General features: G+C 71.3%; 12 protein-coding genes. All 12 read left to right on the forward strand.

Annotated features, from left to right (window positions below):
* The first annotated feature begins 25 nt into the window (after window positions 1-25).
* Window positions 26-463 (forward strand): ester cyclase, encoded by a 438-nt coding sequence (locus tag J2Z30_RS11760; protein WP_044568735.1) that lies wholly within the window; start codon window positions 26-28, stop codon window positions 461-463.
* On the forward strand, window positions 460-1,386 hold the full coding sequence (locus J2Z30_RS11765) for an SDR family NAD(P)-dependent oxidoreductase (RefSeq protein ID WP_044568733.1): 927 nt from the start codon (window positions 460-462) through the stop codon (window positions 1,384-1,386). Before J2Z30_RS11760 ends, J2Z30_RS11765 begins: the two co-directional genes overlap by 4 nt.
* Window positions 1,383-2,816 (forward strand): cytochrome P450, encoded by a 1,434-nt coding sequence (locus J2Z30_RS11770; RefSeq protein WP_052701284.1) that lies wholly within the window; start codon window positions 1,383-1,385, stop codon window positions 2,814-2,816. Before J2Z30_RS11765 ends, J2Z30_RS11770 begins: the two co-directional genes overlap by 4 nt.
* A gap of 730 nt (window positions 2,817-3,546) precedes the next feature.
* On the forward strand, window positions 3,547-4,287 hold the full coding sequence (locus J2Z30_RS11775) for a TetR/AcrR family transcriptional regulator (protein WP_044568732.1): 741 nt from the start codon (window positions 3,547-3,549) through the stop codon (window positions 4,285-4,287).
* Window positions 4,288-4,726: 439 nt separating this feature from the next.
* Entirely contained in the window at window positions 4,727-5,590 is an 864-nt protein-coding gene (gene hpnC, locus J2Z30_RS11780; RefSeq protein WP_044568731.1) for a squalene synthase HpnC, read from the forward strand.
* On the forward strand, window positions 5,587-6,549 hold the full coding sequence (gene hpnD / locus J2Z30_RS11785) for a presqualene diphosphate synthase HpnD (RefSeq protein ID WP_372453262.1): 963 nt from the start codon (window positions 5,587-5,589) through the stop codon (window positions 6,547-6,549). The genes hpnC and hpnD overlap by 4 nt, the downstream gene beginning before the upstream one ends.
* Complete coding sequence (gene hpnE / locus J2Z30_RS11790) at window positions 6,546-8,030, forward strand: hydroxysqualene dehydroxylase HpnE (RefSeq protein ID WP_078956537.1); 1,485 nt, start codon at window positions 6,546-6,548, stop codon at window positions 8,028-8,030. The genes hpnD and hpnE overlap by 4 nt, the downstream gene beginning before the upstream one ends.
* Window positions 8,027-9,124, forward strand: a complete 1,098-nt coding sequence (locus J2Z30_RS11795) for a polyprenyl synthetase family protein (protein ID WP_044568730.1) — start codon at window positions 8,027-8,029, stop codon at window positions 9,122-9,124. The genes hpnE and J2Z30_RS11795 overlap by 4 nt, the downstream gene beginning before the upstream one ends.
* 104 nt (window positions 9,125-9,228) lie before the next feature.
* Entirely contained in the window at window positions 9,229-11,175 is a 1,947-nt protein-coding gene (gene shc, locus J2Z30_RS11800; protein ID WP_044568729.1) for a squalene--hopene cyclase, read from the forward strand.
* Complete coding sequence (locus tag J2Z30_RS11805) at window positions 11,175-11,915, forward strand: phosphorylase family protein (protein WP_044568728.1); 741 nt, start codon at window positions 11,175-11,177, stop codon at window positions 11,913-11,915. The genes shc and J2Z30_RS11805 overlap by 1 nt, the downstream gene beginning before the upstream one ends.
* Window positions 11,866-12,891, forward strand: coding sequence for an adenosyl-hopene transferase HpnH (gene hpnH, locus J2Z30_RS11810; RefSeq protein ID WP_044568727.1), 1,026 nt, complete (start codon window positions 11,866-11,868; stop codon window positions 12,889-12,891). Before J2Z30_RS11805 ends, hpnH begins: the two co-directional genes overlap by 50 nt.
* Before the next feature lie 4 nt (window positions 12,892-12,895).
* Window positions 12,896-14,086, forward strand: a complete 1,191-nt coding sequence (gene ispG, locus J2Z30_RS11815; RefSeq protein WP_209468645.1) for a flavodoxin-dependent (E)-4-hydroxy-3-methylbut-2-enyl-diphosphate synthase — start codon at window positions 12,896-12,898, stop codon at window positions 14,084-14,086.
* Window positions 14,087-14,089: the final 3 nt, after the last annotated feature.

Below are 14,089 nucleotides of genomic sequence, written 5' to 3' on the forward strand. Positions count from 1 at the left end.
GCACGACAGAAGAGAAAGGCAGTTCATGTCCACTCCCGAGCAGAACAAGGCCGTCCTCGAGCGCTACTACGAGGAGTGCCTCAACAAGGGCAATCTCGACGTCATCTACGAGGGCGCCACCGAGGACCACATCAGCCACGGCACCGCCGCCAACGGCAAGGAGGGCGTGGAGCACCTGAAGGAGTGGGTGCGGCTCCAGCGCGCCTCCTTCCCCGACCTCCACGTCACCGTGGACGACTGGATCCTGGAGGGGAACAAGGTCGTCAGCCGCTTCACCGCGCGCGGCACCCACACCGGCGACGACTACGCGGGCCTCATCCCGGCGCAAGGCCGCAAGCTGGAGATCCCCGGCATCGTCATCGACGAGTTCAACGGCGAGGGCAAGATCGTGGAGAGCTGGTTCTCCATGGACTCCTACGACCTCGCCACCCAGCTCGGGGCGTTCGACGCGCCCCCCGCATGACCGGCCATGAGCCGGCCCCGGGCTCCGGGGCCGGCATCCCGGTCCTCATCACCGGCTGCTCCTCCGGAATCGGCCGCGCGTGCGCGCTGCGGCTGCACCGGGCCGGGCACGCCGTGTACGCCACCGCGCGGCGGCCCGAGACGCTGGCGGAGCTCGCGGCGCTCGGCGTCCGCACCATGGCGCTCGACGTCACCGACGAGGAGTCCATGGCCACCGCCGTCGCGAAGGTCGAGGCGGCGCACGGCGCGGTCGGGGCGCTGGTCAACAGTGCGGGCTACGCCATGTCGGGCTGTATCGAGGAGGCCTCCCTGGCCGAGGTGCGCGAGCAGTTCGAGACCAATGTGTACGGCCTGGTCCGGCTCAGCCAGCTGGTGCTGCCCGCGATGCGCGCCCACGGCGGCGGCACCATCGTCAACGTCTCCTCCATCTTCGGCCGTTACGCCGTCCCCGGCTCGGGCTTCTACAACGCCACCAAGCACGCCGTGGAGGGCTTAAGCGACTCGCTGCGGAACGAGGTGGCCGACTTCGGGGTGCGGGTCGTCCTCGTCGAGCCGGGCCCGGTGCGCACCACCCGCTTCGGCGCCACCTACGTGGCCAATCTGCGGCCGGTGAGCCGGACGTACGAGACCTTCCGCCGGGAGAGCGCCGAGTACTTCGAGGCGATCTACACCGGCCGCCGCCGGACCCTGGCGGGCACTTTCGCGATCCAGCCGGACGATGTGGCCCGCCGGGTGGCGAAGGTGGTGGCCAAGGGCGCCCGCGGCTCCCGGCCGCGCGCCCGCTACCCCGTCGGACTCCTCGCCCACAGCACCATCGCCCTGCGGCGCCTCACCTCCGACGTCCTTTTCGACCATCTCTTCGTGCGCCGCCTGTTTCCGGTGCCCCGCGGGCCGCGGCCGCGAAAGCAAGGAGACCACCGATGACCACAGCGACCTCCGCGCCGCGCATCGCACCCGGCCCCAAGGGCGCCCCGCTGCTGGGCAGTCTGGGCCCCTGGAAGCGGAACACCGCCGAATTCCTGCTCGGTCTGCAGCGCGACCACGGCGAGATCGTCCGGATGCGACTCGGCCCCTTCCTGGTGCACCAGGTGACCGAGCCCGAGGCGGTGCGCCGGGTGCTGGTGGAGAACAACGGCAACTACGTCCGCGGCCCGCTCTACGAGCAGTTCGGCGTCGTCATGGGCAAGGGACTGCTCACCACCGACGGCGAGTTCTGGCGCGCCCACCGGCGGGCGGTGCAGCCGGTCTTCCTCAAGAACGCCATCACCGACATCATCCCCAACATCATCCGGGCCACCGAGGAGATGCTGGAGACCTGGGAGCGCAAGGCCGCCGCCGGTGAACCGGTCGACCTGATGACCGACATGCTGCGGCTGACCCTGGTCACCCTCTCCCGCTCGCTGTTCGCCTACGACATCAAGCCGGACTCGGCCCTGCTGAAGACGATCGTGGACGATGTGGTGGAGGTGATGTTCCGCCGCGGCACCGCCACCGAGATGCTGCCCTCCTGGGTGCCGACGGACCGTCAGCGCAAGATCCTCAGGATCCACCGGGTCTTCGACCGCATCGTGGCCGATGTGCGCCGGAGTTACGCGGAGACGGGGGAGGGGCCGCTGATCGCGCTGATGGAGCGGGCCACCGACCCGGCCACCGGTGAGCCCTGGACCGATCAGCAGATCAAGGACGAGCTGCTCACGGTCTATCTGGCCGGCCATGAGACCACCGCCGTCTCCCTGTGCTGGACGCTGCTGTCGGTCGCCGCCCACCCCGGCGTGCAGGAGGAGCTGGACGCCGAGATCGCCACGGTGCTCGGCGGCGGGCTGCCGGACGCGGAGAGCGCCGAGGCGCTGACGTACACCAAGATGGTCGTCGACGAGAGTCTGCGGATGCACCCGCCCATCTGGATCTTCCCCCGGGCGGCGGTCGAGGCGGACACCCTCGGCGGCTACGGCATCGAACCGGGCTCCTCGATCCTGCTGTCCCCGCTGGTCTCCCACCACAACCCGCGCCACTGGGACAACCCGCTGGCCTTCGACCCGTACCGGTTCACCCCGCAGGCCATCAAGGAGCGGCCGCGGATGGCGTATCTCCCGTTCGGCTCGGGGCCCCGGCAGTGCGTCGGCAACTTCATGGCGCTGCTGGAGCTGCGCATCATCGTGGCCATGGTGAACCAGCGCTTCCGGATCAGCCGGATCCCGGGAACCGAACTGCGGTACGGCTCACCGGTGATCTCGCTGCGGCCGCTCGAGGACGTGATGGTGACGGTGACTTCGCGCGAGCGATCCACCGCCGCACCCCGCCCGTCCCGCCGGACCGCTCCCGCCGCCCCCGCCGCCTGCCCCCACCACCCGTAGTCCGCGAGGGTGGAAGCGGAATCGGAGTTCCGGGCCGGGCCGACGCCGTGGCCTTTCCCGATTTGACCCGCGCGCCCCGGCCCGGGAAACCCGGCACACCGTCAGAAGCAGGGATCCGTGGCGGTGGATCGTTATCCCCGGGACGCGGGCGCTTTTCAGGGAAAACGCGTCCCGCGGGGTTGCGGACGAGAATGCGGAAGATGTGCGGCGGGGCGCGAAGGGCGAGGCCCGAGCCGACCGCGCGGCAGCGCTCCGGTGCCGGGGCGACGCCCTCCGGCGGGCCGCGGAAACCGTCCCCGGGCCGGGTCGGAAATCCACCGCGCCGACCGGTCGGTTTTCTTGATGCTCCTGGTGGAAGGGGTGGGACGGACCCTTTCCCCGGGTGCGCCGGGACGGGCAAGAACTTCATTTCACGATCGCTACGGCCGTTTACTCCCAGGTGGCGCCCAGTGCGGCCGTCCACCGCCCCCCGTCCGCCCCCGGAGCACTCGCGCACAATGCCTCCGAATGAATGTCCGACGTATGTACGGACGCTCCCCCGCGCCCCGGGTGACCCGGATGGTGGTCGCTGAGCCATCCGGCGGGGCAACCCCGCGGATCTGTGGCAGGGTCAGGGGGCTAGCAGTTGAACCAGAGGCACTGTCACCGCCGCTGTTCACTAAACGGAGGCGCTGTATCGTGTGCGTGTACGCCGGGTTGTCGAGCGGCGCAGCATCAGGGAGGGGGACGCGTGTCGCCAGGGGAAGCGCACGTCGCACCGTACTCACGGCGCGAGCGGCTGCGCATCGCGACCATCCGTGAAATCAAGGACGTCGCCCGGACGCTCCTGGTTCAGGAGGGCCCGGAGAATGTGACCATCCGGGCCATCGCCCGTGAGATGGGCATGACCGCGCCGGCCGTCTACCGCTACTTCAGTAGCCGGGATGCGCTGATCCTTCAGCTGCGTGTGGACATTTTCGAGGAGATGGCCCGCTTCATGCGCGGCGTCCTCGGCCAGCACCCCGAGGAGGAGCCGGGCCGCCGGTGGATCAGCGGCGCCCGTGCGCTGCGCGTCTGGGCGATCAAGCACCCCCATGAGTTCGGGCTGATCCTCGGCCCGTGGGCCCCGGGGCTCGGCCGCGAGGAGACCAAGCCCGAGCGCCATATGAGCTGGGTCTTCGGCTCCGTCTTCTCCGATCTGGTCGCCGACCTGTGGCGGGTGCGGGGCTTCCCCGCCCCCGAGGTCGAGGAGCTCGACCCCGGCCTCGCGCGCACCCTCACCGCGCTCAGCGAGGACCAGGACGTCGACATGCCCCCCGGAGCCATCGCCGTGATGCTCCGCTGCTGGGTGCGGCTGTACGGGGTGATCTCCATGGAGGCGCTCGGCCATATGTCCTTCGCGCTCTCCGAGGGCCAGCACTTCTTCGAGTTCGAGCTCCGCGACCTGTGCCGGGTGCTGGACATCTCGGAGTTCTACGAAGAGGTCGTCTGAGGTCATCCGAAGGCCCCCGGACACCGGCCCGGGGGCGTTCGCCGGTCATCTGCCCGGCGCCCCGTAGAAGGTCACATCGGGGTATCGCTCCGTACATGTGTACACCGAGAGGCGTAAGCTGTGGCAATGCCCGTCCGGATCATGCCGGAGCCGGGCCCTTGTCGCCTGTTCGGGGGCTAGGGGCCGGGGCCCGTTGACAAGACGGAGCGGCGTGTCCGGATCGTGCGGACCCTGGTAACCGGTGTAGAACGGGGGATGTGACGGCATTGGCTACACGGCCCATCTCCAGCGCTCCCGGGGGGCCCGGTCGCCGGGACCCACGTGGCGTCCTGGGTCTCGCCCGTACGCCTGGCTGTCCACGGTGACCGTCGAGGACGAGCGCAGCGGGTCCCATACCACGTCGAGCGGCCGGAGCGGCGGGCAGGAAGCCGCCCGCGCCGTGCTCGACAAGGCCGCCCACGAGAACTTCCCCGTGGCCCCCTTCTTCCTCCCCCGCGCCTGGCGCACCGATCTGATGGCCGTCTACGGCTACGCCCGGCTGGTCGACGACATCGGCGACGGCGATCTGGCCCCCGGCGGCGCCGACGCCGAACTGCTCGGTCTTGAGCGCGACCGGGCGGACGACGCGCTCGCGATGCTGGACGCGTTCGAGACCGATCTCCGCCGGGTCTTCCAGCCCGCCGCGGAGCCGCGCCATCCGCTGCTGCGGGCCCTGTGCCCCACCGTCCACCGCCATGGGCTTGACCAAGAGCCCTTCCTGGGGCTGATCGAGGCCAACCGCCAGGACCAGCGGATCCGGCGGTACGCCACCTACCAGGATCTCCTCGACTACTGCGAGCTGTCCGCCAACCCGGTCGGACGGCTCGTCCTCGGCATCACCGGCACCGCGAGCCCCGAGCGGACCCGCCGCTCGGACGCCATCTGCACCGCCCTGCAGATCATCGAGCACCTTCAGGACGTGGCCGAGGACCTCCGCAGGGACCGCGTCTATCTGCCCGCCGAGGACATGAAACGCTTCGGAGTGACCGAGGCCGACCTCGCCGCCCCCAGGGGCGGCGTACGGTTGCGCGCGCTGGTCGCGAAGGAGGCGGAACGCGCCGCTGCCCTGCTGAATGAAGGCACCCCCCTGGTGGGTAGCGTCCACGGCAGGCTCAAGGTGCTGCTCGCCGGATTCGTGGCCGGGGGGCGGGCCGCTTTGCGGGCGGTCGCGGCCGCGGGACATGACGTACTCCCTGGACCGCCCAGGCCCACCAAGCTCAGCCTGCTGCGCGAGGTGGGGGCGACACTGCGAAGAGAGGGGTGAGCCGGACCGTGAAGGGATCTCCGCACGCGTCCGCGCCAGTGCTCGCGGCGTACCGCTACTGCGAGGCCGTGACCGGCCACCAGGCCCGCAACTTCGCCTACGGCATCAGGCTGCTGCCGACGGAGAAGCGCCATGCGATGTCGGCCCTGTACGCCTTCTCCCGCCGGGTCGACGACATCGGCGACGGCCCCCTCGACCCGGAGGCCAAGCGCGCCCGGCTGGCGGACACCCGTGCCCTGCTGGACCGGATGCGGGGCGGCGGTATCGAGGAGGACGACACCGACCCCGTCGCCGTCGCCCTCGCCCATGCCGCACACCGCTTCCCGATCCCGCTGGACGCGCTGGACGAGCTGATCGACGGCGTGCTGATGGACGTGGCCGGGCAGACCTACGAGACCTGGGACGACCTCAAGGGCTACTGCCGCTGTGTGGCGGGCGCCATCGGACGGCTGTCGCTCGGCGTCTTCGGGACCGCCCCCGGCACCGGCCACAGCGAGGACGAGCTCGAGCGCGCCCCGGCTTACGCCGACACCCTCGGGCTCGCCCTGCAGCTGACCAACATCCTGCGCGACGTCCGTGAGGACGCCGCCACCGGGCGTACCTATCTGCCCGCCGACGACCTGGCCAAATTCGGCTGCACCGACGCGTTCCGCGGCTCCACCGCACCGCCGGACGCCGACTTCACCGGTCTGGTCCACTTCGAGGTGCGGCGGGCCAGAGCCCTGTTCGCCGAGGGCTTCCGGCTGCTCCCCCTGCTGGACCGGCGCAGCGGCGCGTGCGTGTCCGCCATGGCGGGCATCTACCGCAGGCTCCTGGACCGGATCGCCAAGGACCCCGCGGCCGTCCTGCGCGGCCGCGTCTCGCTGCCCGGCCATGAGAAGGCGTATGTGGCGGTGCGCGGGCTGGCCGGTCTTGACACCCGCGCCGTCGAGCGCCGCTCCACCGGGAGGCCGGTGTGACCCACTCGACCCTGGACCCCGCCCCGGCCGCCGGGCGACGCCCCGCCGGGCGGAGCGCCCTGGTGATCGGCGGCGGGCTCGCCGGTACGACGGCCGCGCTCGCGCTGGCCGACGCCGGGCTGCGGGTCACCCTGGTCGAGGGCCGCCCCCGCCTCGGCGGCCTCGCCTTCTCCTTCCACCGCTCCTCCCCGGCGGGTGTGCTCAGCGTCGACAACGGCCAGCATGTGTATCTGCGCTGCTGCACCGACTACCAGTGGTTCCTGGAGCGGGTCGGCGCCGCCCGACTCGCCCCGCTCCAGGGCCGGTTGGACGTCCCCGTCCTCGACGCCCGGGGGCGCGAGGGGCGGCGGCTCGGCCGGCTGCGCCGCACCGCCCTGCCGGTGCCGCTCCATCTGTCCGCGAGCCTGGCCACCTACCCCCATCTCTCCCTCGCCGAGCGCGCCCAGGTGGGCCGCGCCGCGCTCGCCCTGGGGCGGCTGGACCCCGAGGACCCGGAGCTGGACGGGGTGGACTTCGCCGGCTGGCTGCGCCGCCACGGCCAGTCGCCGCGCGCCGTCGAGGCGCTGTGGGACCTGGTCGGCGTGGCCACGCTCAACGCCACCGCGCCCAATGTCTCGCTGGGCCTGGCCGCGATGGTCTTCAAGACCGGGCTGCTCTCCCGGCCCGGCGCCGCCGACATCGGCTGGGCCCGCGCCCCGCTCGGCGAACTGCACCACGCCCACGCCCACCGCGCCCTGGACGCGGCGGGCGTGCGGACCGACCTGCGTACCCGGGTGACCGCCGTCACCCGCACCCCCGGGGGCCGCTGGAGCGCGGCCACCGCCGGGCGGCCGGGGGAGGAGCCGCGGGCCGAGGCGGACGTACTGGTGCTGGCCGTACCGCAGCGCGAGGCGCACGCCCTGCTGCCCGACGGCGCCCTGAAGGACCCCGGCCGGCTGCTGCGCATCGGCACCGCGCCCATCCTCAATCTGCATGTGATCTACGACCGCACGGTGCTGCGCCGCCCCTTCTTCGCCGCGATCGGCTCCCCCGTCCAGTGGGTCTTCGACCGGACGGACGCCTCGGGGCTGAGGGACGCGCCCGGGGCCGGGGACAGCCAGTACCTGGCGGTGTCGCAGTCCGCCGCGTACGACGACATCGACCGCCCGGTGGCCGAGCTGCGCGCCCGCTATCTGCCCGAGCTGGAGCGGCTGCTGCCGGTCGCCCGCGGGGCGCGGGTGCGCGACTTCTTCGTCACCCGGGAGCGCACCGCCACCTTCGCCCCCGTCCCCGGCGTCGGCCTCCTCAGGCCCTCCGCCCCGACCGACGCGCCCGGCCTCTACCTGGCCGGTGCGTGGACCGCCACCGGCTGGCCCGCGACCATGGAGGGCGCCGTGCGCAGCGGTCTTTCCGCCGCCCGCGCGGCCCTCACCGACCTCGGCCGCCAGCATGTGAACTCTCTCCCCGCCCCGGGCGGGGGGACGCCCGAGGAGGCGGCATGAGCACCACCACCAAGAACAGAGGAGAGACCGTGACCCCGGCGACCCCAGGTGTCGACACCGCAGGCGTCATGGCGCTGCTGGACCGCGGCCGTACGCTCGCCACGCCGGTGCTGCGCGCCGCCGTGGACCGGTTGGCCCCGCCCATGAACACCGTCGCCGCGTACCACTTCGGCTGGATCGACGCCGAGGGCAACCCGGCCGAGGGCGACGGCGGCAAGGCCGTCCGCCCCGCGCTCGCCCTGCTGTCCGCCGAGGCGGCGGGCGCCGCCCCCGAGGCCGGGGCGCCCGGCGCGGTCGCGGTCGAGCTGGTGCACAACTTCTCGCTGCTCCACGACGACCTCATGGACGGGGACGAGCAGCGCCGCCACCGCGACACCGTCTGGAAGGTGCACGGCCCGGCCCAGGCCATCCTGGTCGGTGACGCCCTGTTCGCGCTGGCCAACGAGATACTGCTGGAGATCGGCACCGCCGAAGCCGGGCGGGCCACCCGCCGGCTCACCGCCGCCACCCGGAAGCTGATCGACGGCCAGGCCCAGGACATCTCCTACGAGCACCGCGAGCGGGTCACCGTCGAGGAGTGCCTGGAGATGGAGGGCAACAAGACCGGTGCCCTGCTCGCCTGCGCCGCCTCCATCGGCGCCGTGCTCGGCGGCGCCGACGACCGCACCGCCGACACCCTGGAGCGCTACGGCTACCACCTGGGCCTCGCCTTCCAGGCCGTCGACGACCTGCTCGGCATCTGGGGCGACCCGGAGGCGACCGGCAAGCGGACCTGGAGCGATCTGCGCCAGCGCAAGAAATCCCTCCCCGTGGTCGCCGCGCTCGACGCCGGCGGCCCCGACTCCGAACGGCTCGCCCAGATCCTCGCGGCCGACGCGCACAAGCCGGAGGAGGAGTTCGCCGACTTCTCGGAGGAGGAGTTCGCCGTCCGCGCCGCGCTGATCGAGCAAGCAGGTGGCCGGGACTGGACCTCTCAGGAGGCCCGCAGACAGCATGCGACCGCCATGGAGGCGCTGGGCTCGGTGGACATGCCCGCCGAGATCCGGACGCGGTTCGTGGCGCTCGCCGACTTCGTCGTCGTACGAGAGAGATGATCGCCATGGACCGCTAGTTCGCAGTCGCCGGCCGGCACCCAGCCGGGGTGCCGGCCGACGGAAGCCCCAAAGACGGCAGATGAGCACACTGCAGAGGGGAAGCCATGACAGCGACACCGACCGTCCAACCCTCCGAGTCATCCGAGTCCAAGACCTTAGGCGTCGCCCGTGAGGCGACGGCCCGCGCCGTGGACCACCTGCTGTCCCGCCAGGACGAGCGGGGCTGGTGGAAGGGCGACCTGGAGACCAACGTCACCATGGACGCCGAGGACCTGATGCTCCGCCAGTTCCTCGGCATCCAGGACCCCGACACCCTCGACGCCGCGGCCCGCTATCTCCGCTCCCAGCAGGCCACCGACGGCACCTGGGCCACCTTCCACGGCGGTCCCCCCGAGCTCTCCGCCACCATCGAGGCGTATGTCGCCCTGCGGCTGGCCGGCGACGAGCCCGACGCGCCCCATATGGCCACCGCCTCCGCGTGGGTGCGCTCCCGGGGCGGGATCGCGAGCAGTCGGGTGTTCACCCGGATCTGGCTGGCCCTCTTCGGCTGGTGGCGCTGGGAGGATCTGCCCGAGCTGCCACCGGAGATCATCTACTTCCCGAAGTGGCTTCCGCTCAACATCTACGACTTCGGCTGCTGGGCCCGGCAGACCATCGTGCCCCTCACCATCGTCTCGGCCAAACGCCCCGTGCGCCCGGCCCCCTTCCCCCTCGACGAGCTCCACACCGACCCCCGCAGGCCCAATCCGCCACGCCCGCTCGCCCCCGTCGCCTCCTGGGACGGTGCCTTCCAGCGGCTGGACCGGGCGCTGCACGCCTACCACAAGGTCGCCTTCCGCCCGCTGCGCCGGGCCGCGCTGCGCTCCTGCGCCCGCTGGATCGTGGAGCGGCAGGAGAACGACGGCTGCTGGGGCGGCATCCAGCCACCCGCCGTCTACTCCGTCATCGCCCTCCATCTGCTCGGCTACGACCTCGACCACCCCGTGATGCGCGCCGGTCTGGAGTCGCTGGACCGGTTCGCGGTGTGGCGCGAGGACGGCAGCCGGATGATCGAGGCCTGTCAGTCCCCGGTCTGGGACACCTGCCTGGCCGCCATCGCGCTCGCCGACGCCGGTCTCGCCGCCGACCACCCGGCGCTGGTCAAGGCCGCCGACTGGATGCTGACCGAGCAGATCGACCGGCCCGGCGACTGGTCGGTTCGGCGGCCCGGACTGCCCTCCGGCGGCTGGGCGTTCGAATTCCACAACGACAACTACCCCGACATCGACGACACCGCCGAGGTCATCCTGGCGCTGCGCCGGGTCGACCACCCCGAGCCCGAGCGGATCGAGGCGGCCGTGCGGCGCGCCATGCGCTGGACCCTGGGCATGCAGTCCAAGAACGGGGCGTGGGGCGCGTTCGACGTCGACAACACCAGCCCGCTCCCCAACAAGCTGCCGTTCTGCGACTTCGGCGAGGTGATCGACCCGCCGTCGGCCGATGTCACCGCGCATGTCGTGGAGATGCTCGCGCACGAGGGGCGGACGTACGACGCCCGCACCCGGCGCGGTATCTCCTGGCTGCTGTCCGAGCAGGAGCCGAGCGGCGCCTGGTTCGGCCGCTGGGGCACCAACTACGTCTACGGCACCGGCTCCGTCGTCCCGGCGCTGATCGCCGCCGGTGTCCCCGCCTCCCATCCGGCGGTCCGCCGGGCCGTCCGCTGGCTGGAGAGCGTCCAGAACGAGGACGGCGGCTGGGGCGAGGACCAGCGCTCCTACCTCGACGCCGAGTGGATGGGCCGGGGTGCCTCCACCGCCTCGCAGACGGCGTGGGCGCTGCTCGCGCTGCTGGCGGCGGGGGAGCGGGACGGCGAGGCCGTCGAGCGCGGGGTCACCTGGCTCGCCGGGACCCAGCGGCCGGACGGCTCCTGGGACGAGCCGTACTTCACCGGCACCGGCTTCCCCTGGGACTTCTCCATCAACTACCACCTGTACCGGCAGGTCTTCCCGGTGACGGCACTGGGCCGGTATGTCCACGGCGAGCCCACCGGGGCGCGACCGCGGAGCGGTTGATGGCCGCCGATCCGGCCGCGGAGGCCGGTGGTGCGGCGCTGCTGATCGCCTGTGCGCTCGGCATCGAGCGGTTCGCCCTGCGCGGCGCCGACCTCGGCGCCGCCGCCGTGACCGTGCTGCGCACGGGCATGGGGCCGCAGTCGGCCGAGCGCGCCGTGACCCGGGCGCTCACCGGAAGGTCCGGTGAGCCCGGTCAGCCCGGTGAGCCCGGGGGGCGGTCCACCGCCGTCATCGCCACCGGCTTCTGCGCCGGGCTGGCCCCGGGGATGCACCCCGGGGACCTCGTCGTGGCCGACGAGACCCGCGATCCGGCGGGCCGCACCGTGTGCACCGGCACCCGGATCCTCGCCGACGCCCTGTCACATCCCCTCCCCGGCGGTCCCCGCCGGGCCGTCCATATCGGTCCGGTCGTGGGCTCGGACCATGTGGTGCGCGGCGCGGAGCGGGCCGCGCTGCACAGCACCGGCGCCATCGCGGTGGACATGGAGTCCGCCGCGACCCTGCGCACCGCCGTCGGCCACGGCGTCCGTCCGGTTGCGGCCGTCCGGGTGGTCGTGGACGCTCCTGAACATGAACTCGTCCGTATCGGCACGCTACGCGGTGGAATATCGGCTTTCCGGGTTCTTCGGACCGTTCTTCCCGCTTTCTTTCACTGGCACCGTTATTCGCTGCTCCCAGGAGGTGAGCTAGATGGCCATGCCTCTCCGCCAGACCATCCGGGTCGCGACGTATCTCTTTGAACAGAAGATGATCAAGCGGCGCGACAAGTTCCCGTTGATCGTCGAGCTCGAGCCGCTGTTCGCTTGCAATCTCAAGTGCGAGGGCTGCGGGAAGATCCAGCATCCGGCCGGGGTGCTCAAACAGCGCATGCCGGTCGCCCAGGCGGTGGGCGCGGTGCTGGAGTCGGGCGCCCCGATGGTGTCCATCGCGGGCGGCGAACCCCTGATGCACCCGCAGATCGACGAGATCGCACGACAGCTGGTGGCGCGGAAGAAGTACGTCTTCCTCTGCACCAACGCGATGCTGTTGCGGAAGAAGATGCATCTGTTCAAGCCGTCCCCGTACTTCGCCTTCGCGGTGCACATCGACGGGCTGCGGGAGCGGCATGACGAATCGGTGGCGAAGGAGGGGGTGTTCGACGAGGCGGTGGAGGCCATCAAGGAGGCCAAGCGGCGCGGCTTCCGGGTCACCACCAATTCCACCTTCTTCAATACCGACACCCCCCAGACCATCATCGACGTGCTCGACTTCCTCAATGACGAGCTCGAGGTGGACGAGATGATGATCTCGCCCGCCTACGCGTACGAGAAGGCGCCCGACCAGGAGCACTTCCTGGGCGTCGAGCAGACCCGCGAGCTGTTCCGCAAGGCGTTCGCCGGAGGCAACCGGCGCCGCTGGCGGCTCAACCACAGCCCGCTCTTCCTCGACTTCCTCGAGGGCAAGACGGACTTCCCGTGCACCGCCTGGGGCATCCCCAACTACTCCCTCTTCGGCTGGCAGCGCCCCTGCTATCTGATGAGCGACGGCTATGTCCCGACCTACCGACAGCTGGTGGAGGAGACCGACTGGGACGCTTACGGCCGCGGCAAGGATCCGCGCTGCGACAACTGCATGGCCCACTGCGGCTATGAACCCACCGCGGTCCTGGCGACCATGGGCTCCCTCAAGGAGTCGCTGCGCGCCGCCCGGGAGACCGCCACCGGAAGTCATGGGTGACGGGATGAGCACGGCGGAACCAGCCGGGCCGAGTGCGGCGGAACCGGTCGCACTCGGCCTGCCCGCGGTGCCGGGCAGGCCCCTCGCGCCGCGCCGGGTCTCACGCCGCCTCCAGGTCGGGTCGGTGGCGGTGGGTGGTGACGCTCCGGTCTCGGTGCAGTCGATGACGACGACGGTGACGGCGGACATTGGTGCGACGTTGCAGCAGATCGCGGAGTTGACGGCGTCGGGGTGCCAGATCGTGCGGGTGGCGTGTCCGTCGCAGGATGACGCGGATGCGTTGCCGGTGATCGCGAAGAAGTCGCAGATCCCGGTGATCGCCGATATTCATTTCCAGCCGAAGTATGTGTTCGCGGCGATTGATGCCGGGTGTGCGGCGGTGCGGGTGAATCCGGGGAACATCCGGCAGTTCGACGACAGGGTCAAGGAGATCGCGAAGGCGGCGTCGGGTGCGGGTGTGCCGATTCGTATCGGGGTGAACGCGGGGTCGCTGGACAAGCGGTTGCTGGAGAAGTACGGCAAGGCGACGCCGGAGGCGTTGGTGGAGTCGGCGTTGTGGGAGTGTTCGCTGTTCGAGGAGCACGGGTTCCGGGATATCAAGATCTCGGTGAAGCACAACGATCCGGTGGTGATGGTCAATGCCTATCGTCAGCTGGCGGCTCGGTGTGACTATCCGTTGCATCTGGGGGTGACGGAGGCGGGTCCGGCGTTCCAGGGGACGATCAAGTCGGCGGTGGCGTTCGGTGCGCTGTTGAGTGAGGGGATCGGGGACACGATCCGGGTGTCGTTGTCGGCGCCTCCGGTGGAGGAGGTGAAGGTCGGGATTCAGATTCTGGAGTCGCTGAATCTGCGGCAGCGGCGGCTGGAGATCGTCTCGTGTCCGTCGTGCGGTCGGGCGCAGGTGGATGTGTACAAGCTCGCGGATCAGGTGACGGCCGGTCTGGAGGGTATGGAGGTTCCGTTGCGGGTGGCGGTCATGGGGTGTGTCGTCAACGGTCCGGGTGAGGCGCGTGAGGCGGACCTGGGTGTCGCCTCCGGCAATGGCAAGGGGCAGATCTTCGTCAAGGGCGAGGTCATCAAGACCGTGCCGGAGTCGAAGATCGTGGAGACCCTGATCGAGGAGGCAATGAACATCGCGCGGCGCATGGAGGACGAGGGGGTCCCGTCGGGTACCCCGGACGTCACCGTGAGCTGATAC

This window comes from Streptomyces iranensis (assembly GCF_017874715.1).
GTDB lineage: Bacteria > Actinomycetota > Actinomycetes > Streptomycetales > Streptomycetaceae > Streptomyces > Streptomyces iranensis.